The organism is Saccharothrix hoggarensis, from assembly GCF_052936025.1.
Genome location: NZ_CP193624.1, coordinates 999,797 through 1,020,599 on the forward strand (window position 1 = coordinate 999,797; position 20,803 = coordinate 1,020,599).

General features: G+C 67.6%; 24 protein-coding genes. 19 read left to right on the forward strand and 5 right to left on the reverse strand.

Annotated features, from left to right (window positions below; all coding sequences use genetic code 11):
• Positions 1 to 9 precede the first annotated feature (9 nt).
• Positions 10 to 873, forward strand: a complete 864-nt coding sequence (locus tag ACRAKH_RS04920) for a GNAT family N-acetyltransferase (protein WP_380723537.1) — start codon at positions 10 to 12, stop codon at positions 871 to 873.
• A 13-nt stretch (positions 874 to 886) separates the two neighbouring features.
• On the opposite strand, the gene ACRAKH_RS04925 is transcribed toward ACRAKH_RS04920, so the two are convergent.
• The gene (locus tag ACRAKH_RS04925) at positions 887 to 1,351 is read right to left on the reverse strand and encodes an Lrp/AsnC family transcriptional regulator (RefSeq protein ID WP_380723536.1); all 465 of its coding nucleotides are present in this window, start codon (positions 1,349 to 1,351) and stop codon (positions 887 to 889) included.
• Positions 1,352 to 1,430: 79 nt separating this feature from the next.
• Here ACRAKH_RS04925 and ACRAKH_RS04930 point away from each other — a divergent pair, with 79 nt between their 5' ends.
• The 6 genes from ACRAKH_RS04930 to ACRAKH_RS04955 all read left to right on the forward strand — a co-directional run bounded on the left by ACRAKH_RS04930 (position 1,431) and on the right by ACRAKH_RS04955 (position 7,957).
• Entirely contained in the window at positions 1,431 to 1,859 is a 429-nt protein-coding gene (locus tag ACRAKH_RS04930) for a rhodanese-like domain-containing protein (protein WP_380723535.1), read from the forward strand.
• A gap of 15 nt (positions 1,860 to 1,874) precedes the next feature.
• Positions 1,875 to 2,603 (forward strand): type 1 glutamine amidotransferase, encoded by a 729-nt coding sequence (locus ACRAKH_RS04935; RefSeq protein ID WP_380723534.1) that lies wholly within the window; start codon positions 1,875 to 1,877, stop codon positions 2,601 to 2,603.
• Between the two features lie 83 nt (positions 2,604 to 2,686).
• The gene (locus ACRAKH_RS04940; RefSeq protein ID WP_380723533.1) at positions 2,687 to 3,820 is read left to right on the forward strand and encodes an inorganic phosphate transporter; all 1,134 of its coding nucleotides are present in this window, start codon (positions 2,687 to 2,689) and stop codon (positions 3,818 to 3,820) included.
• A complete protein-coding gene (locus tag ACRAKH_RS04945; RefSeq protein WP_380723532.1) occupies positions 3,817 to 4,041 on the forward strand; it encodes a hypothetical protein in 225 nt (74 codons plus the stop codon). The genes ACRAKH_RS04940 and ACRAKH_RS04945 overlap by 4 nt, the downstream gene beginning before the upstream one ends.
• 31 nt (positions 4,042 to 4,072) lie before the next feature.
• Complete coding sequence (locus ACRAKH_RS04950) at positions 4,073 to 7,015, forward strand: bifunctional [glutamine synthetase] adenylyltransferase/[glutamine synthetase]-adenylyl-L-tyrosine phosphorylase (RefSeq protein WP_380723531.1); 2,943 nt, start codon at positions 4,073 to 4,075, stop codon at positions 7,013 to 7,015.
• Positions 7,016 to 7,027: 12 nt separating this feature from the next.
• Positions 7,028 to 7,957 carry an NADP-dependent oxidoreductase gene (locus ACRAKH_RS04955; protein WP_380723530.1) on the forward strand — a complete coding sequence of 310 codons (930 nt, stop codon included), beginning with the start codon at positions 7,028 to 7,030 and terminating at the stop codon, positions 7,955 to 7,957.
• Between the two features lie 122 nt (positions 7,958 to 8,079).
• Here the strand turns inward: ACRAKH_RS04955 and ACRAKH_RS04960 are convergent, their stop codons facing one another.
• Positions 8,080 to 8,298, reverse strand: a complete 219-nt coding sequence (locus ACRAKH_RS04960) for a hypothetical protein (RefSeq protein WP_380723529.1) — start codon at positions 8,296 to 8,298, stop codon at positions 8,080 to 8,082.
• A 189-nt stretch (positions 8,299 to 8,487) separates the two neighbouring features.
• Between ACRAKH_RS04960 and ACRAKH_RS04965 the strand changes: the two genes are divergently transcribed.
• The 4 genes from ACRAKH_RS04965 (at position 8,488) to ACRAKH_RS04980 (ending at position 12,010) form a co-directional block, all read left to right on the forward strand.
• Positions 8,488 to 9,144, forward strand: coding sequence for a hypothetical protein (locus ACRAKH_RS04965; RefSeq protein WP_380723528.1), 657 nt, complete (start codon positions 8,488 to 8,490; stop codon positions 9,142 to 9,144).
• Complete coding sequence (locus ACRAKH_RS04970; RefSeq protein ID WP_380723527.1) at positions 9,145 to 9,534, forward strand: YkvA family protein; 390 nt, start codon at positions 9,145 to 9,147, stop codon at positions 9,532 to 9,534.
• A 619-nt stretch (positions 9,535 to 10,153) separates the two neighbouring features.
• Positions 10,154 to 11,302, forward strand: coding sequence for a DUF262 domain-containing protein (locus ACRAKH_RS04975; protein WP_380723526.1), 1,149 nt, complete (start codon positions 10,154 to 10,156; stop codon positions 11,300 to 11,302).
• A gap of 6 nt (positions 11,303 to 11,308) precedes the next feature.
• Complete coding sequence (locus ACRAKH_RS04980) at positions 11,309 to 12,010, forward strand: HEPN domain-containing protein (RefSeq protein WP_380723525.1); 702 nt, start codon at positions 11,309 to 11,311, stop codon at positions 12,008 to 12,010.
• Positions 12,011 to 12,369: 359 nt separating this feature from the next.
• On the opposite strand, the gene ACRAKH_RS04985 is transcribed toward ACRAKH_RS04980, so the two are convergent.
• Together ACRAKH_RS04985 and ACRAKH_RS04990 are read right to left on the reverse strand one after the other, a co-directional pair.
• Positions 12,370 to 13,083 carry an HAD family hydrolase gene (locus ACRAKH_RS04985; RefSeq protein WP_380723524.1) on the reverse strand — a complete coding sequence of 238 codons (714 nt, stop codon included), beginning with the start codon at positions 13,081 to 13,083 and terminating at the stop codon, positions 12,370 to 12,372.
• Positions 13,080 to 13,922 carry a GntR family transcriptional regulator gene (locus tag ACRAKH_RS04990; protein ID WP_380723523.1) on the reverse strand — a complete coding sequence of 281 codons (843 nt, stop codon included), beginning with the start codon at positions 13,920 to 13,922 and terminating at the stop codon, positions 13,080 to 13,082. Before ACRAKH_RS04990 ends, ACRAKH_RS04985 begins: the two co-directional genes overlap by 4 nt.
• Before the next feature lie 235 nt (positions 13,923 to 14,157).
• Between ACRAKH_RS04990 and ACRAKH_RS04995 the strand changes: the two genes are divergently transcribed.
• The 8 genes from ACRAKH_RS04995 to ACRAKH_RS05030 all read left to right on the forward strand — a co-directional run bounded on the left by ACRAKH_RS04995 (position 14,158) and on the right by ACRAKH_RS05030 (position 20,291).
• Positions 14,158 to 14,616 (forward strand): hypothetical protein, encoded by a 459-nt coding sequence (locus tag ACRAKH_RS04995; RefSeq protein WP_380723522.1) that lies wholly within the window; start codon positions 14,158 to 14,160, stop codon positions 14,614 to 14,616.
• Positions 14,617 to 14,620: 4 nt separating this feature from the next.
• Entirely contained in the window at positions 14,621 to 14,893 is a 273-nt protein-coding gene (locus ACRAKH_RS05000) for a hypothetical protein (RefSeq protein WP_380723521.1), read from the forward strand.
• Positions 14,890 to 15,174, forward strand: a complete 285-nt coding sequence (locus tag ACRAKH_RS05005; RefSeq protein WP_380723520.1) for an AMED_5909 family protein — start codon at positions 14,890 to 14,892, stop codon at positions 15,172 to 15,174. The genes ACRAKH_RS05000 and ACRAKH_RS05005 overlap by 4 nt, the downstream gene beginning before the upstream one ends.
• 47 nt (positions 15,175 to 15,221) lie before the next feature.
• A complete protein-coding gene (locus ACRAKH_RS05010) occupies positions 15,222 to 15,437 on the forward strand; it encodes a transcriptional regulator (protein WP_380723519.1) in 216 nt (71 codons plus the stop codon).
• A 349-nt stretch (positions 15,438 to 15,786) separates the two neighbouring features.
• Positions 15,787 to 17,256, forward strand: coding sequence for an FtsK/SpoIIIE domain-containing protein (locus ACRAKH_RS05015; RefSeq protein ID WP_447009952.1), 1,470 nt, complete (start codon positions 15,787 to 15,789; stop codon positions 17,254 to 17,256).
• A 35-nt stretch (positions 17,257 to 17,291) separates the two neighbouring features.
• Positions 17,292 to 18,860 carry a replication initiator gene (locus tag ACRAKH_RS05020; protein ID WP_447009657.1) on the forward strand — a complete coding sequence of 523 codons (1,569 nt, stop codon included), beginning with the start codon at positions 17,292 to 17,294 and terminating at the stop codon, positions 18,858 to 18,860.
• A gap of 21 nt (positions 18,861 to 18,881) precedes the next feature.
• Complete coding sequence (locus ACRAKH_RS05025) at positions 18,882 to 19,076, forward strand: helix-turn-helix transcriptional regulator (RefSeq protein WP_380723517.1); 195 nt, start codon at positions 18,882 to 18,884, stop codon at positions 19,074 to 19,076.
• A 36-nt stretch (positions 19,077 to 19,112) separates the two neighbouring features.
• Positions 19,113 to 20,291: a tyrosine-type recombinase/integrase gene (locus ACRAKH_RS05030; RefSeq protein WP_380723516.1), complete on the forward strand. Its 1,179-nt coding sequence runs from the start codon at positions 19,113 to 19,115 to the stop codon at positions 20,289 to 20,291.
• A gap of 3 nt (positions 20,292 to 20,294) precedes the next feature.
• On the opposite strand, the gene ACRAKH_RS05035 is transcribed toward ACRAKH_RS05030, so the two are convergent.
• Positions 20,295 to 20,777, reverse strand: a complete 483-nt coding sequence (locus ACRAKH_RS05035; protein WP_380723515.1) for a hypothetical protein — start codon at positions 20,775 to 20,777, stop codon at positions 20,295 to 20,297.
• Between the last annotated feature and the right edge of the window lie 26 nt (positions 20,778 to 20,803).

Here is a 20,803-nt window from a genome sequence, read left to right on the forward strand (position 1 = left end):
GTCCGCTTCGTGGCCGACGTGACGAAGCACGACGATCTCGCGGAGTTCTGGGCGCTCACCGGGGACTTCTTCAACTCGGACCCGGTGGTCCACACGATCCCGATCGCGGCGGTCGACCGGTGGCTCAACCACGCCGACCCGGACGACTTGCCTCCGCTGATGGTCACGGTGGTGGAAGACGGTGTCCTGGTCGCCGCGGCGCTGCGCACCCCACCGTGGCCGCTGACGTTGAGCGGTGTGCCGCCGAGGTGGGCGGAAACCGTCGCGGACGCCCTGGCGGGCGACGTGGAGCTGCCGGGCGTCAACGGCCCGCGCGACGCGGCCGAGGCGTTCGTGGTGGCGTGGGCGGCTCGCACGGGGTGCGGTGCCCGCGAGCACATGGCGTTGCGCCTCTACGAGCTGAAGGACCTGGAAGTCCCGGACGTCGCCGGCCACGCACGCCTCGCCACGGTGGACGACCTCGACCTGTTGTCCCGCTGGCGCACGGACTACGGGGCCGAGGTCACCGGTAAGGCCAGCACCCCGGACAGCGCGCGGGAAGCCGCGCGCATCATGCGCGTCGGCCTGGCGGCCGGTCACGGTCACCTGATCTGGCACGACGGCGAGACGCCCGTGGCGTGGGCGGCGGCGAGCACCCCGGCGTCCGGCATGTCCCGCATCGGTCCCGTCTACACCCCGCCGGAGCACCGCAGGCACGGCTACGGCGCGGCCGTCACCGCGGCGTGCGCGACGTGGGCGCGGGAGAGCGGCGCCGAGCACGTCGTGCTCTACACCGACCTAGCCAACCCCACGTCGAACTCGATCTACCAGGAGATCGGGTTCCGGCCCGTCATGGACTCGGCGGAGTTCGTGTTCACGCCCGCGGGCGACTAGCCGGGCGAAGTCCTCATCGAGGCTCGATGCCGTCGAACAGCTCGCGCGTCACGGGCCGGTTGCGAGCGTGGGAGGAGAACACCAGGGACGTCGTGGTGTCGCCGTACCGCTGAGCCTGCTCCACGAAGTCCTCCAGCTCGACCATCGACCGGCACACCACGCGCAGCAGCCAGCAGTCGTCGCCGGTGACGTGGTCGGCGTCGCGCACCTGCGCCAGGGTCACGACCCGTTCCCGGAACCGTGGTGTGTCGAGGCTGCGGACGCGCACCCGGACGATGGCCTCGATCGGCAGGCCGAGCCGCTGCGGGTCGACCACGGCGACGTACCCGGTGACGATGCCGGCCTGCTCCAGCCGCCGCACGCGCTCGGTCGTCGCGGGCGCGGACAGCGAGACGCGCTTGGCCAGCTCGGTGAACGTCATCCGCCCGTCCCGCTGGAGCAGCTCCAACAACTTCCAATCCAGATCGTCCAGTTCCACCGTGGAATCGTAAGCCGGGCACGCCGAACGCCTTGACTTCCTCATGGGCCGGAACGGGCTGGTCAGCCACGATTCACCCATGACGAACACGCTCCGCTTCCCCGCCGCCGACCCCGCTGCCGCCGCCGCGTTCTTCGCAGCGGAACTGGCCTTCGAGGCCGACCCGGACGACGTGGTCCGCGACCTGAAGGCCGGTGACACGGAGGGCTTCCAGCTCGTGGAGACCCGCAGCGCCGAGGCGTTCGCCCGGGCCCGCATCCCCGGCGCCGTCAATCTGCCCCACTGGGAGATCGACGAGACCACGACCGCCGACTGGGACCGCGACCTCGTCTACGTCTGCTACTGCGAGAGCTCGCAGTGCAACGCCGCCACGAAGGGCGCGCTAAGGCTGTCCCGGCTCGGGTTCCGGGTGAAGCGGCTCGCCGGCGGCATCACCGCCTGGCAGGCGGCCGGCTACCCCGTCGAAGGCCACTCGACGGAGGCGCACGGCGTGAGCTGCGACTGCTGATCTACCCTCGGTCGGGTGACCCGCTTGCTCGTGCTGCAGCCCGACCACGACGACCCGCCGGCCCGCCTCGGCGAGTGGCTGACCGCCGCCGGGGCGGTGCTGGACGTCGTCAAGCCCTACGAGGAGCCGGTGCCGACGTCGCTCGACGGCTACCAGGGCGTGGTGTGCCTGGGCGGCGCGATGGGCGCGCTGGACGACGCCGAGCACCCGTGGCTCGTGGACGTCCGCAAGCTCCTGTCGCACGCGGTGGCGAAGCGGGTGCCGCTGCTCGCGATCTGCCTCGGCGCTCAGCTCCTCGCCGCGGCCACCGGCGGTCAGGTGCGGCGCAGCCCGCACGGGCGGGACGTCGGCGTGCGGCTGGTGGCGAAGCGGGACGCGGCGAGCGGCGACCCGCTGTTCGACGAGCTGCCGTGGACGCCGGACGTGCTGCAGTTCCACGAGGACGAGGTGGGGTTCCTGCCGCCGTCGGCGCTGCTGCTGGCTTCGTCCCCGAAGTGCGCGAACGAGGCGTTCCGCGTCGGCGACCGCGCCTACGGGTTGCAGTTCCACATCGAGACCACGCCGGAGTTGGTTCTGCGGTGGGCCGCGGGGTACCCGGAGCTGGCGGGCCTGCGGGCGCTCGACCAGGACCGGCTCGACCAGGGGCACGAGGACATCCGGGAGGTGTGGCAGCCGTTCGCCGAACGTTTCGTGCGCCTCGCCGCGGGGGAGCTGACGATCCACCGGAGCTTGCCGCTGGTGTGACGAACCTCCGTTGATACAGGCGTTCACCGGTCGGACAGGTAGCGTTCACCTACGACTGTGTCGGTTCAGCCGGAGGAATCAGCGTGGATGCCTCGCTCCTCGTCATCATCGTGGTCATCACGGCGTTGGTCTTCGACTTCACCAACGGCTTCCACGACACCGCGAACTCGATGGCGACCTCCATCGCCACCGGCGCCCTGCGGCCCAGAACGGCCGTCGCGTTCTCGGCGGTGTTGAACCTGATCGGCGCGCTGCTGTCCGTCGAGGTCGCGAAGACGATCTCCGGTGGCATCGTGGACGACGCCCGGATCACGCCCGCCATCGTGTTCGGCGGTCTCATCGGCGCGATCATGTGGAACCTCGTGACGTGGTACGTCGGGCTGCCGTCCAGCTCGTCGCACGCCCTGTTCGGCGGGCTCATCGGTGCGACGTGGATCGCGGCGGGCGCGGACGCGGTGCACTTCGCGAAGGTCGTGGACAAGGTCGTGGCCCCGGCGATCGCCGCGCCGCTGGTGGCGGGGATCGTGGCGATGCTGGCCACCTACCTGACGTACCGGCTGACGAAGCGGGGCCGGAAGTCCGTGACGGACAAGGGCTTCAAGTACGGGCAGATCGCGTCGGCCGCGCTGATGTCGCTGGCGCACGGCACGAACGACGCGCAGAAGACGATGGGCATCATCACGCTCACGCTGATCACCGCCGGCACCCTCGTGCCGGGCGCGGAACCACCCCTCTGGGTGATCCTGAGCGCGGCCGTCGCGATCGCGCTGGGCACGTACCTGGGCGGTTGGCGCATCACGCACACCCTGGGCAAGGGCCTGACCACGATCGAGGCGCCGCAGGGCTTCGCCGCGCAGACCAGTGCGGCGACCGTGATCATGGCGTCGTCGCACCTGGGGTTCGCGCTGTCCACGACGCACGTCGCGTCCGGCGGCATCATGGGTTCCGGGCTCGGCCGCCAGCTCGACGGCGTGCGGTGGGGCGTGGCCGGCCGGATGTTCGCGGCGTGGGTGTTCACGCTGCCCGCGGCGGGCCTGGTGGGCGCGCTGGCGGGCAAGATCGCGTCGCTGGGCACGGCGGGCGTGGTGGCCGTGGCGGTGGTCGGGATGGGCGTGTCGCTGGGGATCTGGCTGCTGTCGCGGCGTGAGCCGGTGCGGCCCGAGCACGTGGTGGACGAGATCGCGGCGCAGGCCGAGACGCACAAGGTGGCGGTGTGAAGATCGACTGGGCGGCGTTGGGCGCCGTGTTCGCGGTGAGCCTCGGCGTGGTGATCGGGCTGGTCCTGCTGTTCTCGGGCGGTCTGCGCGCGTTGTCGGCGCGGGAGGCGGCGCAGGAGCGTCAGGGGTCGACGGCGCTGCCGACGGCGGCCGCGGCGGCGTGCCTGCTGGCGTGCGTGACCGTGGTGTTCTTCGGCATCTACTTGATCGTGGCCGGCTGATCCGCCCCTCGGCGGACTACGGTGTTCGTCGATGACCGATCCAGCACGTCTCCCCACGTCCCCGGCGCGGTTCGGCCTGACCGAGACGCGCAGCGGTGAGCACCTGCGTGCGGCGGGGTGGTGGGAAGGGCGCCGGCCGAGCGAGGGCAACGAACCGGTCCTGGTCGCCCTGTCCCGCAGCCCTGACCCCGACCTCGCGTTGCGCGGCGTCGACCGGTTGCGGGTCGCGGCCGGTGACGGGTGGCCCGAGCTCGACCAGGCGTTGCGGGACGGCGAAGCGTTGCGCGGGCGGCTGCTCGCGGTGCTCGGGTCGTCCACGGCGCTGTCGGACTTCCTGGTCGCGAACCCGGACCGGTGGCGTGGCCTGGCCGACCCCGACCCGGTGGACGCGGAGGTGTTCGCGCCCGCCCTGGTCGCCGCCGTCGACGGGCTGACCGGCGCGGACGCGGTGCGGGCGTTGCGGCTGGAGTACCGGGCGCTGCTGTGCCGGATCGCCGCCGAGGACCTGGCCCACGTGGTGGAGCCGGACCAGCCGTTCGTCGGCTACGACGACGTGGCGGGCCTGTTGTCGGACCTGGCGGTGGCCGCGCTGCGGGCCGCGCTGGACGTCGCCGCGCGGCAGGTGCCGCGGTCCGACGAGTGCCGGCTCGCGGTGATCGCGATGGGCAAGTGCGGTGCGCGGGAGCTGAACTACGTCAGCGACGTGGACGTGGTGTTCGTCGGCGAGGGCGACGTCGCCGTGGCGACCCGGCTGGCCAGCACGATGATGCAGGTGGCGAGCCAGGCGTGCTTCGAGGTGGACGCGGCGCTGCGGCCGGAGGGCAAGGCGGGCGCGCTCGTGCGCACGCTGGAGGGCCACGCCACGTACTACCAGCGGTGGGCGCGGACGTGGGAGTTCCAGGCGCTGCTCAAGGCCAGGCCGGTCGCCGGTGACGAGGAGCTGGGGCAGCGGTACCTGGAGGTGGTGCGGCCGCTGGTGTGGACGGCCGCCGAGCGGGAGAACTTCGTGCCCGACGTGCAGGCGATGCGCCGGCGGGTCGAGGACCACGTGCCGATCGGGTTGGCCGATCGGGAGCTGAAGCTGGGGCGCGGCGGTCTGCGGGACGTCGAGTTCGCCGTGCAGCTGCTCCAGCTCGTGCACGGGCGCGGCGACGAGGACCTGCGCATCACGACGACGACGCAGGCGTTGGCGGCGTTGGGCCGGGGTGGGTACGTGGGCCGTGCGGACGCCGCCGACTTCGGCCGTGCCTACCGGTTCCTGCGCACGTTGGAGCACCGGTTGCAGTTGCAGCGGTTGCTGCGCACGCACCTGTTCCCGGCGGACGACGACGTGGCGGCGTTGCGGTGGCTGGCGCGGGCGTCGGGGTTGCAGGCCGAGGGCGGGCTGTCGGAGGGCCAGGTGCTGCTCGCCGAGTTCCGCAAGCGCGCGAACCAGGTGCGCCGGCTGCACGAGAAGCTGTTCTACCGGCCGTTGCTGCAGGCCGTCGCGAACGTGCCGACGGAGGCGTTGCGGCTGACGACGTCCCAGGCGGCGGCGCGGCTGGCGGCGTTGGGCTATGCCGCGCCGGACGGGGCGTTGACCCACATCGAGGCGTTGACCAGGGGCGTGTCGCGGCGGGCGCGCATCCAGACGGCGTTGCTGCCGGTGCTGCTCGACCTGTTCGCGACCACGCCCGACCCCGATCGGGGGCTGCTGGCGTACCGGCGGGTGTCGGAGGCGTTGGCGGAGACGCCCTGGTACCTGCGGTTGCTGCGGGACGAGGGCACGGTCGTCGACCGGCTCGCCGCGCTGCTGGGCACGTCGAAGTTCGTGCCGGACCTGCTCGTGCGGGCGCCGGAGGTGCTGCGGCTGCTGGCCGACACGCCCGCGTTGATCGGCGGCGACCCGATGGCCATCGGCAACCCGCTGCGCAGCACCGTGTCCCGGTACAGCGACCTGTCGCGCGCGGTCACCGCGGCCCGGTCGCTGCGCCGCCAGGAGCTGCTGCGGATCGCGTCGGCGGACCTGCTGGGCCTGGTGCCGCTGCGGACGGTGTGCGTGTCGCTGTCCGAGGTGTGGGTGGCGGTGCTGCAGGCCGCGATGGACGCCGTGGTGCGGTCGTCGGGCGAGCGGCTGGCGTCGATCGCGGTCATCGGCATGGGCCGGCTCGGCGGGCGTGAGCTGGGGTACGGGTCGGACGCGGACGTGATGTTCGTGTGCGAGGCCGCGCCGGGCGTCACCGACGCGGAGGCCGCCCGGTACGCGTCGTCGGTGGTGGAGGAGGTGCGGCGGCTGCTCAGCGCGCCGAGCCAGGACCCGCCGTTGCAGGTGGACGCCGACCTGCGGCCCGAGGGCAGGCAGGGGCCGCTGGTGCGCACGTTCGAGTCGTACCGGGCGTACTACGCGCAGTGGGCCGAGCTGTGGGAGGCGCAGGCGTTGCTGCGGGCGCGGTTCATCGCGGGTGACGCCGAGCTGGGCGCGCGGTTCATCGAGATGATCGACGCCGTGCGGTACCCGGCGGAAGGGCTGGACGCGGGAGCGGTGCGGGAGATTCGGCGCATCAAGGCGCGGGTCGAGGCCGAGCGGCTGCCGCGCGGCGCGGACCCGTCCACGCACACCAAGCTGGGGCGTGGCGGGCTGGCGGACGTCGAGTGGACCGTGCAGCTGCTCCAGCTGCAGCACGCGGCCGAGGTGCCCGCGCTGCGCACGCCGTCGACCGTGCGCGGGTTGCGTGCGGCGACGGACGCGGGGCTCGTGTCGCCGGACGACGCGTCCGCGTTGCGCGAGGCGTGGGTGATGGCGACCAAGGCGCGCAACGCCGTGGTGCTCGTGCGCGGCAAGGCCGGTGACCAGCTGCCCACGACCGGGCGTGACCTGGCGGCGGTGGCGTCGGCGATGGGGCACCCGGCGGACCCCGGCGAGTTCCTGGACACCTACCGGCGCACGACGCGACGCGCGCGGGCCGTGATTGAGCGCATTTTCTACGGTTCCTGAAGACTGGGGCACGTGAAAGCGATCGCTCAGAACGAATTCGGAGACGCCGACGTCCTCGTGCTGCGGGAGTTGCCGGACCCGGTGATGTCCCTCGACCAGGTGTTGGTCGAAGTGCGGGCGGCCGGCGTGAACCCGGTGGACCGCCTGGTGCGCATGGGGTACGTGGCGAGCGCGCTGCCGCACCACTTCCCGCTGATCCCCGGCTGGGACGTCGCCGGAGTCGTGCGGGCCGTCGGTCCGGCGGTGGAGGGGTTCGCGGTCGGCGACGAGGTGTTCGGGTACCAGCGCAAGGACCACGTGCAGCACGGGACGTACGCGGAGCTGGTGGCGGCGACCGAGCGCGGGTTGGCGCACAAGCCGCCGTCGTTGTCGTTCGAGGAGGCGGGTGGGCTCGCGCTGACCGGGCTGACCTCGGTGCAGGCGTTGCGGAAGGTGGGTGTGTCCGAAGGGGACACGGTGCTCGTGCACGCCGCCGCGGGCGGTGTCGGCCACCTCGCGGTGCAGGTGGCGCGGCTCCTGGGCGCGTCGCGGGTCATCGGCACGGCGTCGCCGCGCAACCACGACTTCCTGCGGTCGCTCGGCGTGGAGCCGGTGGCCTACGGCGACGCGCTGGTGGACAACGTGGCCGAGCTGGTCGGCGGTGACGGGCTGGTGGACGTGGCGTTCGACTGCGTCGGCGGCGCGGCGCTCAACGACTCGCCCGCGCTCGTCCGCGACCCGTCGCGCATCGTGTCCATTGTGGACACCAATGTGCTGGAGCTGGGTGGGAAGTACGCGTACGCCAAGCCGGTGCGGGCGGACCTGGACTGGCTGGCCGAGCACGCCGGGTCGGGGGAGCTGAAGGTCCACGTGCAGCAGGCGTTCCCGCTCGCTCAGGCCGCCGACGCGCACCGGCTGCTCGAAGGCAGGCACGTGCGGGGCAAGATCGTGCTGACCGTGTGACCTGCGCTACCGGCTTTACGCGTGCGCCTCGCGCGTCTCGCGTGTGTTGCGTGTGTTGCGTGTCTTGCGGTTGAAGGGCCCTCGCGTCAGGTCGGCGCGAGGGCCCTTCGGCTTCCGCTTGCTCACTCCTCGTCGTCGACCGTCGGGACGGAGGTGAGCAGTTCGACGATCCACTCCTCGACGAGCTGCTCGTCGGACTCCTCGTCCTGGACGAGCCGGTTCGACACCCGGACACCGAGACCGAGCACGTCGGCGGCGGCGATCGCCTCGATGGCCTCGGCGGCGGAGTCGAAGATGTTGGTGGACAGCACCTGCGCGGGGGTTGCGACGTCATCAGACACGGCGCGACCCTAACCGCCCACCTCGATCGGGGGACGGGCAGCCCTGGTGTCGACGGCGTGTCGCCCGAGGGCTACGCACCGTCGATACAGGGCCTGTACGCATTGACTATTGGTGTTCCTTATGTCGAGACTGTCGACACTAATGGGGGATAATCACGTTCGCACGCGTGCGCCCGGACGAAGGACGTCATGGACGACGAGACCCACCGCAGGAAGAGCAGTGCCGCTCTGAAGATCAGCATGGTCGTGCTGGGAGTGCTCGTGCTGCTCGGCGTGATCCAGGCCGTGACCGCCGGGACCGTCGGCGTCGGCCCGTTGAGCGTCTCCCTGCGCGACACCTCCTCGACGGCCCCCACCACGCGGACGACGGCGTCCGACGACACCATCGGCCTCGACGGCGTGGTGGGCTCCGCCCCGTCCTCCACGGAGGAGGATCCGGCGCCCAGCGAGTCCGGCGCCGAACCCGGGCTGGAGAACAAGGTCGTCACGGGGTCGTGGAAGCAGGCACGCGGCCTGCTCACCGTGGAGGTCACCAAGGTCGAGAGCCGCGGTGGCCGGCTGAAGGTGTTCGTCACCGCCATAAACGCCAGCACCGCGAAGATGGACCTGCCCGTCGCGTCCGTCTCGGCGGCCGACGACGCGAAGCGCGACTACCGGGCGTCCCTGTCGACCAGCCGGTGGCCCGAGACGATCGCCAAGAACTCCAGCATCAACGGGTTCGTGGAGCTGGACCAGAAGGTCGGCGCGTCGAGCACGACGTTGTCGCTCACGTTCGCCGGGATCATCGGCCAGCTCGCGCCCACCGGCGGTGCGGTCACCGTCACCGGTATCCCGATCCCCAAGTAGGTGGACGTCCTCGTCGGCGTCGTCCTCGGGCTCCTCGGCCTGTGGCTGGTCCTGCTGGTGGGCCTGGCCGTGGTCCGCCCGCGCGGCACCGCGCTGGGCCTGGCCGTCCGGCTGCTGCCCGACGTCCTCCGCCTGGCAGCCCGCCTGTCCCGCGACCCGAGAGTCCCCCGAGCCGCCCGCGTGCGCCTGTGGCTGCTCCTGGCCTACCTCGCCCTACCGCTCGACCTGGTTCCCGACTTCATCCCCGTGCTGGGGTACGCGGACGACGCCATCGTGGCCTGCTGGGTGCTGCGCTCGGTGATCCGCGCCGCGGGGCCCGAGGTGGTCGCCGAGCACTGGCCCGGAACGCCCGAGGGTCTGGCGGTCGTGCGCAGACTGACCCGCACCTGACGCCGACGGCGCCCGCGACCGCGGCCCTTAAGCGCTGTGGAAGGCCGAAGGCCGGGTGACTGGAGCAGTCACCCGGCCTTCGGCCTGTGGAGGTACTGGGCGGGGCTTCACAGCCCCGCGCCGATCACACGTCGTAGGACTGTCAGCGGTCCGCGGCTACCTGCGGTTCTCCCTACCGCACCACGCCTGGCCTGTCGGTTCCTTCTCGACGTTCACCATCGTTGACCAACGCTGATTCACGTCTGACGGCCTGGAGACGGCCGGATCATGCTCGAACTACCGGCCACATGACCAGCTTGGAAGTGCGGCGTCAACCCCAGCTCACCGCTCGTGACCAACTCTCGCCCCAGCCGCAGTTGACCGCTGTTGACCCTGGCTAGCCAGGTGTAATCGCACGCTAATCGCACGTTGGAACGACCGGCACGCCCAACAACTAGTGCAGCATGATTGATCGTTCGAGTGGCGCATCTACCCGCAACAGGTTTCCGATGTGGTAGATGACTGATACTTGCTATTGACCCAAAAAAGGCTAAAGCATCGCAGTCGGCTGCCCAGGCTAGGTCAGAGCTAGAACTTGCTGTAACATGCGGTGGATTTACCCGACGAGTCAGGAGTAGTTTTGTCTGAGGAAGAGCTTCAGTTGGAAGTCGAGCGTGATGTCGAGGAGAGCGAAGAGGACCTCGACCAGTACCCGTCGGACGACCCGGTTGGTTTCTGGGAGAAAAAGCAGCGAGATCTTCTGACGAGCGCGGTTGACTATAATCTCAGTACCTTGTCACAGTTGATTCGAAGCAAGCAGATCGACCTTTCGCCCAAGTATCAAAGGCGTAATCGTTGGACGACGCAGCGTAAGTCGAAGCTCGTCGAGTCATTTCTAATGAACGTTCCTATTCCACCAATCTTCCTGAATGAAGATGAGTATGGGCACTACTCGGTAATTGATGGTAAGCAACGCCTCACTGCTGTCAATGAATTCCTTCTCGGCCGGTTTTCGTTGTCAGGATTGGAGGTATTCTCAGAGTTCAATGGACTTCCTTTCGAAGGGCTTCCTAGTACGCTTCAGACCGTACTTGAGACGCGCGCCAACCTTCGTGCGATAATCATTCTCCGTCAATCCGATGCAGATATTAAGTACCAGGTCTTCCAGCGACTGAATACCGGGGGAATTAAGCTCAACCCGCAGGAAATCAGGAATAGTGCCTGGCCGGGTTTGCTGAATAGTATGATCCTCGAAGAATCAGAATCGCGCGAGTTCCATAGCGCTCTTGGTATTAGGGACAAATCCAAGTCGTCACTGTACCGCGAAATGCGCGATGCGGAGTTCGTTCTGCGGTTCCTGACTTTTCATAAAGATTGGGCCACCTTTTCTGGCGGTATGGGCCGGCGACTTGATGAGTACATGGCCCTTAATCACGGAATGTTGAAGGCGGAGGTGGAGGAGCACCGGGAAGCCTTTCGGCTTGCGGTGAAAAAGGCGGTCGCGGCCTTCGGTGAGCACGCATTCCGACGGTGGGTACCGGGCGAGGGGAAAAATTTTTGGCGTCGCCAAGTATTGGCGGCAGCTTTCGATGCTGAGATCTTCGCAGTCATGGATTTTGACGAACGTCAACTAGCGGACAACCAGGCGGCACTGATTTCCGGTCTGCAAGAATTGTTCACGGATAGTGATTTCCGGAAGTCTGTTGACTCTGCAACGAACACTCCAACCTACTTCCGAGACAGGATCAAAGCTGTAAAGAATATGATCGCTGGAGTCCTCGGGAAGTAGGTGGGCGTGAGTGCACTTTCCGACCTGGCGACGTCGCTGGACCAAGTCCGCGAGATCGTTAGACTAGAAGCGGGTTATTCAGATCCTCCTGGGCCAAGTGAATTGGCCGCTGTTTCTGGACTCAGAGGTGCCGCAACGGTGCTCACAGTTGCGAGCTTCGAAGCTTTCCTTAGGTCATGTTTCGAAGAGCAACTTGACCGCATAGTGAAGTCCGGTATTCCTCTATCGAGTTACTCTGATGACCTTCATGCGGGTGCGATTTTCGCCTCCCTAGAACTCGCGATGAAGGGCGACCACAGTACTCGAGGAACGGAGAAGAAGGACCGGTTGCCGACTGTTCTTGCCGTAACACGAGTGATATCGGCTGGCGCCTTCAACCCTCGTGCGCTTTCCTCGACGGAAAGTAATCCTGACTCCGAGTGTGTTAAGCGTATGTTCAAGACAGTCGGACGCAAAGAAATATTCAGACATGTTCATCCGGACTTCGAGAAAGTCTGGGGAACCCCAGTTTCCGGAACATTTTGTTCCGATAAACTAAATGCGCTTATTGTGTCCCGAAATCAGGTTGCCCACAGCGCACAGTCGGCACATTTGGTGAGGGGTGATCTGACGGAAAACGTGCGATTCGTCGAGGCTCTGGCTACTGTGCTGAGTGCAGCGCTGTCGAGTCATGTGGACGATTTGATCAGAGACGCTGCTACGGTCTAGACGAGGGCGACTATGGATTGCAGCAAACGAGTCGACGCCTACGAGCTTGGGTCGATACTCCTCGTTGGCAAGGCGGCGGAGCCGTCGCGGCAGTCGATCGCCGTGCCCAGCGCTGGCAGCCGTGTGACCGCGCGATCGTCCCGACCCAGGTGGCTGGAAGTGGCTTGGTGACAGTTCGGGTCTGTGTGACGCGCCGCCTTCCCGGCCATGTGCACCGACTCCGCGCACGGCCGACGGGCGGAGCGCAGCGGGAGCCCGGCGTGCCGGGATGCGGGGAGTCGGTGCGAACGTGAGGCAGGACTGGCCGCGCGTCGCCGCAGGCGGCGCGCCTTGATCCCATAGAGCCAGATTCGGCAGAGCTACCAGGAACGCACGATGCGGTCGAGTGTTGCCATGCTGGTGGTGATGGCGCTGGGACGTTCGGTCGCGAACCGTTCGGCTTTGCCGGGCTTGTTGGCGTAGCCGATCGAACGGGCTCGGACGGTGTTGGCGGCACGTAGGTCGGTGAGTGAGTCACCGACCAAAGTGCACTTCGGCGGCGGAACCGTAAGGGCCTCGGCGGCCTGGTCGAGTAGCCGCGGGCTCGGTTTCAAGGTCGCGGGATCGGGTTCTGTACGGGCGGACACGGTGTGCACCAGGTGCACGAGATCGTGCAAGTGAAGGTAAGCGTTGACGGCTGTATGCGAGTTGTTGCTGACGACTGCGAGCTTGCGGCCTGTCGCGTGCCAAGCGTCCATGAGGTCGTGTACCCCTCGTGTCGGCTCGGCGGTGGTGACGGCCTCGACCTCGTGAGCGCGTAGTGCGGCTTCGACGTAGCGGGCCTCGTCGGTGCCGAGGGTGGCGGCGTAGCTGAATACGTCGAACGGGTCTTCGGTCTTCTCGATCTCGGCAGGCAACCCCTGATGTCCGCCGTCCGTTAGAACTTTGCGGAGCTGACTGGCGACGTAGTGCGCGGGGAGGTTCGCAAAGATCGAGCAGATAGGGCCGTCGAAGTCGAGGAACAGGGCATCGGTGGTCGTCAGGATGGCTCGTAGAACCTCTGGCTGGTCCACCGATACCGGCTCGGTCGTCACCGCTTGTACTCCGTGGCGATGGTGTTCCACAGGCTGTCGAACCAGGTGCGGGCCTGCTCGACGTACTGGCTGCCGGTGCTGGTGTCGTCGTCGATGGTGCTGTGGTGGAAGAGGATGGCGTCCTTGCCCATCAGGTCGTAGATCGCCTGAGGCTGTCCGTCCAGCGACAGGACGTGCTCACGGACCGGGTAGAAGCCGAAGAAGGCTTCGTCGTTGTTGATCAGGTAGAGCTTGAAGAGTGGCGCCGCTGGGTGGACGCGGACCTCTGCGGTGGCGTCCTTCACCAGGCCGAGTTCACCCAGCTCGGTCACGTTGTCCACGATGGCGAGGGTGTGGCGGCGCATGATCTCGGCGGCGCGTTCGCGGAAGGCTGGGCTGTCGGCTCGGTCTTCGACGGTGCACGGCACGGACCACGGGACAGTGGGATCCGGGACCAGGATGCGGACGTGGATCGTCTCGGGGGTGAGTCGGCCGATGCGGATCTTGTCCAGCGGCTCCTGAAGGATGCCGTGGAGGGTCTCGCCGGAGAACCCGGCGAAGTCGATCGTCACGCGGTCGGACGTGAACGCCTGCTCGATGTGCGGGCGCAGGCCGACCGGACGCTCGGTGCGCTCTCGGACGAACACGCCGCTGCCCTGTCGGGAGACGATCAGGCCTTCGTCGCGCAGCTCGCGTAGGGCGCTCTGCACGGTCATCGGTGCGACGTCGTACTTCTTCGCCAGCTCAGCGCGTGACGGCAGCTTGTCGCCCGCCTTGAAGACCTTGGTCAGGATGGCGGCGCGGAGTGCGTTCGCGACCTGCACGTACGGCGGTCGGGGGTCATCCGGGTCGAGTGCCATGACTCCTCGTCTGGTGTCGTCCAGTGTGAAGCGGGACGCAAAGTGCCGCAAAGCTCGTCCCAAGTTGTCAGTCCGCACATGTTCGCAGTGTCAGTTCGCACTTGGCTAGACCGCCTAGAGAGCTAGCTCGATCGGTTGATGTTCGCTTCATGCTTGACTTGGCTAGCCAAGCTGTCTTACTCTCGTGACATGGCTAGCTCGCATAGGCAGGCTGGCAAGGTGACGGAGGTGGCTGGTGGCGGTTCCGTACGGGACTCGGTTCGAGGCGGCGTTCGACCAAGTGTTTCCCCAGGGGGCGTTGATGGTCGGTGAGGTCGCGCCGGACATGGAGTACATGAGCGCGGAGGACAAGGGGCGCGGTCGGCAGGCCAAGCAGCGTGTGGACGAGCGCACGGGCAAGCGGCAGTGGAAGGTCGTGGTCACGGACCCGTCCGCCGAGAAGGAGCGGGACGCGTCGGTGACGGTGACGATCCTGGCTGACGTGCAGCCGGTGCCGCCGCAGGCCGTGCAGGTGATGCCCGGTGTCGAGGTGCGGCCGGTGGCGTTCGAGGGCCTGACGGTCGAGCCGCGGGTGATGGGGGATCGGTACAAGTACCAGGGGTTCACGATCCGGGCTACGGGCATCGTGTCGCCGCAGGTGGGTGCTGCTCCGAAGCGTGCGGAGAAGCCGCAGGGCGAGCAGAAGGCGGCGTGAGGTGGTGCGGTCGTCTCGTGAGGCGGTCGCCCGGTGGAACCTCGCGTACGCGGAGCAGACCGAAGCACTGTTCGCGGCATCCACTGTGGACGACCCGACGACGGTGCTTCGGCTGGCTGACAGCTACTTGGCGGTGGCGCGGGCGTGGCGGATCTTGGCCGCTGATCTGGGCGTGCCCTTGTGGGCTCGTCACGCCTGCGCCGTCGCCGCCGAGGAATTCGATCGTCGGGCGCGGATCGAGCACGCCCGTGTCAACCCGGACGAGGACGGGACATGAGCAAGGCGAAGCGGGCTTCGGATGAGGGACTGTGGCGAGCGGCGCGGGCCGTCACGTCGTTGAAATACGCGCATGAGGCGCTGGTCAGGGTGATGCCGGCACCCGACGCGGACCCGGCTGTGCGGCGGACGTTCTTCCTGCGGTCGGCCGACGTGTACGCGCGGGTCGCGGAGATCGACCGAGGGCACCACCACGAGGCGCTGTACTGGGCCAAGCGCGAGCGGGAGAAGGGTGAAGCCATCGATGCCGGACGTGCCGGGGATCGCGGAGCCGACCGGTGAGGCGTCGGCGTAGGCGGTCGCGTGTCGGCGGTGGAGTTCGGTACACCGTGCGGCTCCGGGTGGACCGGTTCGACCTGGCGACGCGCGTCGCGGGCCTGGAGTCCGATTACGAGATCGCGGACGCGCTGGGGGTTCACCGTTCGACGGTGGGCAAGGTCCTGGCCGATGAGCTGCGGCCTGGTCCGGTGTTCATCGCCGGTGCGCTGAGCGCGTTCAAGACGATGAGCTTCGCGGACCTGTTCGAGGTCGTGGAGGACGGCTGATCGCGTCCGGCTGACAGCGCGTCGCGTGACAACTGAACGATTCGTGCCGGTTGGTGTGGGTCGCGGGAAACAGATTCAAGTCTTGGCGGGCTGAGGCTGTTTCCCGACGACACACCGACCGGGTATCTCGTGCGCTTTTGTTGCGACACAAGGGGGTTTCGGTCATGTCAAGGGTATCGGTCTTCAGGGGGCGCACGTCAAGTCGACGCCCCACCGGTCTGTGGAAGTTGCCCAACGGCCGGCGGTGCCGGTCGTGCAAGCGGTTCGGTGTCTACGCCCCGAATCAGCTCGACTGCTGCGCCTGCATGGGGTGGTTGCCGCTCATCTTCGGTGCTGTCGGCGGTGTGCTGTGAACGGCGCCAAGTGGGTGGATCCGGCTCCGTTCGAGGGTGTGCGGCCTCGGGTGCCGTGGTGGGTGTTGGTGCCGGGCAAGGCCAAGTGGATCGCGGCCTTGGTGGCGCTGGTGTGGTTGGTGTTGGTCGGCGTCGTGCGCCTGGTGGTCGTCGTGGTCCGGTACCCGGTCGTGACGCTGGTGCCCGTGTCGGCGGCCTGGTGCTGGTGGCGGTTCGGGCTCTCGCCGCTGGTGCTGGCTCTGTTGTCGCTGGTAGCGGCTTTGCTGGTCTGGGCTGGCCTGGATCGTGGGTCGTTTCTGCGGCATGGCTGGTACCGGCTGGTGACCGAGTGGCGGCGGGCGACGGTCTACGTCCCGAAGTGGCGTTCGGTGATGCGGCTGTCGGACCTGGCCAAGCGCGACCGTGGCCGTGAGTACCGGCCCAAGCTGCGGCGCGTCCGGTCGGAGGGATGGCGGGACCGGGTACGGGTGCGGATGATCCCGGCCCAGTCGCCCGAGGCGTGGGAGCTGCGGCGTGACAACCTGGCGCACTCGTTCGGCGCTCGGTCGTGCCGGGTCCGGGTGCTGCGGCCTCGGCTGCTCGAACTGGACTTCGTGCACGCTGACCCGCTCGTGCGGCCGGTGCCCGTTCCTGCGTTGGAAGGCTCGGCCGACGTCGACTTCAAGCGGGTGGTTGTCGGGCGGACGGAGACGGGCAAGCCGTGGCGGGTGCGACTGCTGGGGTCTCAGCTCCTCGTGGTCGGCGTGCCCGGTGCCGGTAAGGGCTCGGTGTTGTGGTCGATCGTGTGGCAGCTTGCGCCGGCGGTTCGGGCGGGCCTGGTGCGCCTGGTCGGGATCGACCCGAAGGGCGGCATGGAGCTGGGCCAGGTGCCCGACGCCTTCGACCGCTTGGTGTTCGGCAGCGGCGCTGACGCGGTCGAGCTGCTGGAGGAGATCGCCGCTGAGGTGAAGGAACGGGCGGCGCGATACCGGGGCATCCGGCGGCTGTGGGCTCGGGACACCGGTGAGCCGTTGACCGTGCTCATCGTGGACGAGCTGGCGGACGTGATCGCCTATCAGGCGGACAAGCAGCTCCGGGAGCGTGCGGCACGAGCTGTGCAGACGATCGCCTCCCAGGGGCGGGCTCCGGGGTACGTGCTCGTCGGCTTGGTACAGGACCCGCGTAAGGAGGTCGTCTCCTTCCGGCACCTGTTCAGCACCCGCGTTGCCCTGCGGCTCGATGAGCCGCAACAGGTGGACATGGTGCTTGGCGACGGTGTCCGCCAGCGTGGGGCGGCGGCTCACGAGATCAGCGAGAACACGCCCGGTGTCGCCTGGGTCAAGCAGGACGGGCAGCGGGAGCCGGAGCGCGCTCGGGCGTTCAACGTCACCGATGCGGACCTGGCGACGCTGCGCGACTACTTCCGGCCTGCCGAGGTGCGGCCGTTCCCGACCAAGCCGGACGGTGCCGAGGAGGTAGCGGCGTGACGACTGGTACGCGGGCTGAGCGGATGCGTCAGCCGATGGCGCTGGACGTGGCGAAAGCTGCGGCGGAGCAGCACGGCGTGTGCGTGCGGCCGTTCACGATGGAAGTCGAGGACCGGGCCACCTACGAGATTCGCTACGTCGCCGTGCCGTGCGGGTCGACGGTGGAGAGCGTCTGTGCGCCGTGTGCGAAGAAGGCCAAGGCGTTGCGGATGGCCCAGTGCCGTGAGGGCTGGCACATGGCCGAGGAACCCGACTTCACCCCTGACCCACCAACCAAGGATCAGAAGGAGCTGCTGACGTTTCGGGCCGACCTGGTCAAGGCGTACCGGGAGGCGGTTGAGGTTGGGGCAGCAGGTGATGCGGACGAGCTGCGGGAGGAGATCCACTCGGTCGACGAGGAACTTCGGCAACTCGGCGTCCGGGGTCGCTTCCCCTCGCCCGACGTGCCGGGCAGGCGGCCCGTGAAGCGGTCGACCAGGCGTCGGCAGGATGCGCCGAACCTGCCTCGGCGGCGGGTGGAGAAGCGGACCGTGGGCCGGGAGTACGCGGGAGGGTTCCGGCCCTCGATGTTCGTCACGCTCACGCTCGACACCTATGGGCGGGTGCGGGATGACGGGACTCCGGTCGATCCGGACTCGTACGACTACCGGCGGGCGGCTCGGGACGCGGTGCACTTCGCCTCGCTGGTCGACCGGTGGTGGCAGAACCTGCGCCGGGTCGTCGGCTGGGATGTGCAGTACTTCGCCACGGTCGAGCCGCAGAAGCGAGCGGCGCCGCACCTTCATGCGGCAGTCCGCGGTTCGATCCCGCACGAGACCATCCGGCTCGTCACGGCGGCCACCTACCACCAGGTCTGGTGGCCCAACCACGACGAACGCGTCTACAGCGGTGACCACCTGCCGGTCTGGGACGCACGGGCGGAAGCGTTCGTCGACCCGGACACCCGGCAGCCGTTGACGGCCTGGGCGGATGCGGTCGAGGCGGTTGAGGAACCGGCGCACGTGGTGACCTTCGGCCGCCAGGTGCACTCCAAGGGCATCCTCGGCGGCTCGGGAGAGGCCGGACGCCACATCGGCTACCTGACCAAGTACCTCACCAAGTCCATCGGTGAAGTGGTCGAGCAGACCACCGACCGGCAACGGCGGCACGCTGACCGCGTGGCTGACGAGCTGGCCGTGACGCCGTGCTCTGACCGTTGCCCGGTGTGGCTGCTCTACGGCGTGCAGCCGCGCGGCGTTAGCTCTCGGACCACTCCGGGTCACTGCAAGGGGCGGGCGCATCGGCGGACCACGCTCGGTCTGCCTGGTCGCCGGGTGCTGGTGTCGCGGAAGTGGTCGGGCAAGACGCTGGCCGATCACCGGGCCGACCGGAAGCGGTTCGTCATCGAGGCGCTGAAGGCCGTGGGCATCGAGAAGCCGGAACCCGACACGTCACAGCTCGTCTGGCACAAGGTCCGGCCCGGTGACCCCAACGTGCCACCACGCGCGCACCAGCTCATGCACGCCATAGCCCAGCGCGTGACCTGGAAGGCCGAGTATGACCGGGCCTTGCTGGCGGCCAGCGGTGCACCGCCCGATCTTTCGGCAGTTCCACAAGCGGCCTGAGACGTGGGGAGGGGGACGGCAATGAGCGGGAACGAGTTCGACCGGCTGTGGGGCGTTGACGATCTCTCAGCCTTCCTCGGCGTACCGGTGCACACCATTCGTGGCTGGCGCAGCAAGAACTACGGGCCTCCGGCTCGCAAGGTCGGCAAGCACCTGCGGTGGGACCCGGAAAAGGTGCGTGAGTGGTTCAACGGCCTCGGCCAGAACGCGGCATAAAACTTTCGGCAATTCGGCACACAGGAGAAGTCTGTCATGGGTCACGTGCAAGACCGCTGGTGGACCGTTCGAGACGGCAAGCGGGAGAAGACTCCGCAGTTTGGGAAGGGAATGCGGTACAAGGTCCGTTTCCCCGGCCCGGATGGTCGGGAGCGCTCGAAGATGTTCCCGGACCGGCAGAAGGGTGCGGCTGACGCCTTCTTGCACGAGATGGAGAACGACAAGAACAAGGGTACGTATCTCGACCCCGACGCGGGGAAGATCACGTTCCGCGACTACGCGGAGAAGCACTGGATCGACGCGCGTACATTCACGCGTGAGGGGGTGGAACTCCGGCTCAAGCTCCACGTGTACCCGTACTTCGGTGACACGGAGCTGCGGCTCATTCAGCCGTCCACCGTCCAAGCGTGGGAGCGCAAGCTCCAGCAGAAGGGCTTGGCCGAGACTTACCGGCGCAGCATCTTCGCCAACGTTTCGGCAATCTTTACGGCGGCGATTGATGACGAGCGGTTGCGCAAGAACCCGTGCAACGGAAAGTCCGTTATCAAGCCGCGGGGAGAGTATCCGAAGATCGTTCCGTGGTCGGAGAAGCGCGTTCACGCGGTCCGGGAGAAGTTGGGTGCGCGGTACCGGGTCGGCGTCAACCTCGGCGCTGGGTGCGGTCTCCGACAGGGTGAGGTATTCGGGTTCTCGCCGGATGACGTGGACGAGTCGGAGGGAGTCATTCACGTGCTACGGCAGGTCAAGATCGTGCGCGGCAAGATGATTTTCGGTCCACCGAAACACGGTAAGACCCGCGATGTGCCATTGGCCAAGAGCGTGGCGGATGCGATCAAGGCGCACACGGACAAGTTCGAGCCGCTGCCGGTCACGCTCCCGTGGGGCTCCCCTGACGGCAAGCTCGTGACGGTGCCGCTCCTTATATATACGCGCGAGTCGAAGCAGCTCCACCGGCACTCGTTCAACCACTATGTCTGGAAGCCGGCGCTGAGAGATGCCGGGGTCGAGACGCCGGGCCGTGCCGAGGGCTTCCACGCGCTGAGGCACTTCTACGCCTCGTCGCTCCTGGAGGCAGGCGTAAGCATCAGGGCACTCGCTGAATATCTGGGCCATGCGGACCCGGCCTTCACCCTGCGGGTCTATACGCACCTGATGCCTGCCAGCCACGAGCGGACGCTGGCGGCGGTCGATGCGGTGTTCGGCTGCATTGCATAACGGTCAACTGTCTTCAACGACTCCAAGATCCTTTTTCATCACCTTGATCAAATTATTTCGATGTGTCGTCTCGGCTGACCATTCTTTCGCATCTGGTTCGCGGCCGGTTTCGTGAATTTGGGAAGTGATGTGGTCAAGCTTTTGGGTGACGGGATTAGTTGCCTTCCATACAGTGTCCGAGATAAGTCGGAGTCGATCCTGGGCAAGAGCGACTTCTTTTCGCTTGTTATCGCCGATAGTGTGGATCCAATCTTTTGTTGGATCGACCCCAATCAGTCGGGAGACACTGGCTGGTTGAATCTCTCGTATCCACTCGTCAAGTCGACCGAGGAAGTCCGCGTAAAGTTCTCGCTTGTGCTCGACGAAGCGGTACCGGTCTTCCCGTTTCCATCGTTTGTCCTCTCGGTGGCCCTGCCAGATATTGGCTATCAAGACACCGCCAAGAGCGGTACCGCCCGAGATCAGTGCGGTCCAAACGTCAACCATGACAGGACCATAGAAGGCCTGCCGCT

Excerpts from the sequence above, each read along its gene's own strand:
- ACRAKH_RS04930 (WP_380723535.1), top strand. The coding sequence starts at position 1,431 with ATGACGAACACGCTCCGCTTCCCCGCCGCCGACCCCGCTGCCGCCGCC.
- ACRAKH_RS04950 (WP_380723531.1), top strand. The coding sequence starts at position 4,073 with ATGACCGATCCAGCACGTCTCCCCACGTCCCCGGCGCGGTTCGGCCTG.
- ACRAKH_RS04965 (WP_380723528.1), top strand. The coding sequence starts at position 8,488 with ATGGACGACGAGACCCACCGCAGGAAGAGCAGTGCCGCTCTGAAGATC.
- ACRAKH_RS04990 (WP_380723523.1), bottom strand. The coding sequence starts at position 13,922 with ATGGCACTCGACCCGGATGACCCCCGACCGCCGTACGTGCAGGTCGCG.
- ACRAKH_RS05005 (WP_380723520.1), top strand. The coding sequence starts at position 14,890 with ATGAGCAAGGCGAAGCGGGCTTCGGATGAGGGACTGTGGCGAGCGGCG.
- ACRAKH_RS05020 (WP_447009657.1), top strand. The coding sequence starts at position 17,292 with ATGGCGCTGGACGTGGCGAAAGCTGCGGCGGAGCAGCACGGCGTGTGC.
- ACRAKH_RS05025 (WP_380723517.1), top strand. The coding sequence starts at position 18,882 with ATGAGCGGGAACGAGTTCGACCGGCTGTGGGGCGTTGACGATCTCTCA.
- ACRAKH_RS05030 (WP_380723516.1), top strand. The coding sequence starts at position 19,113 with ATGGGTCACGTGCAAGACCGCTGGTGGACCGTTCGAGACGGCAAGCGG.
- ACRAKH_RS05035 (WP_380723515.1), bottom strand. The coding sequence starts at position 20,777 with ATGGTTGACGTTTGGACCGCACTGATCTCGGGCGGTACCGCTCTTGGC.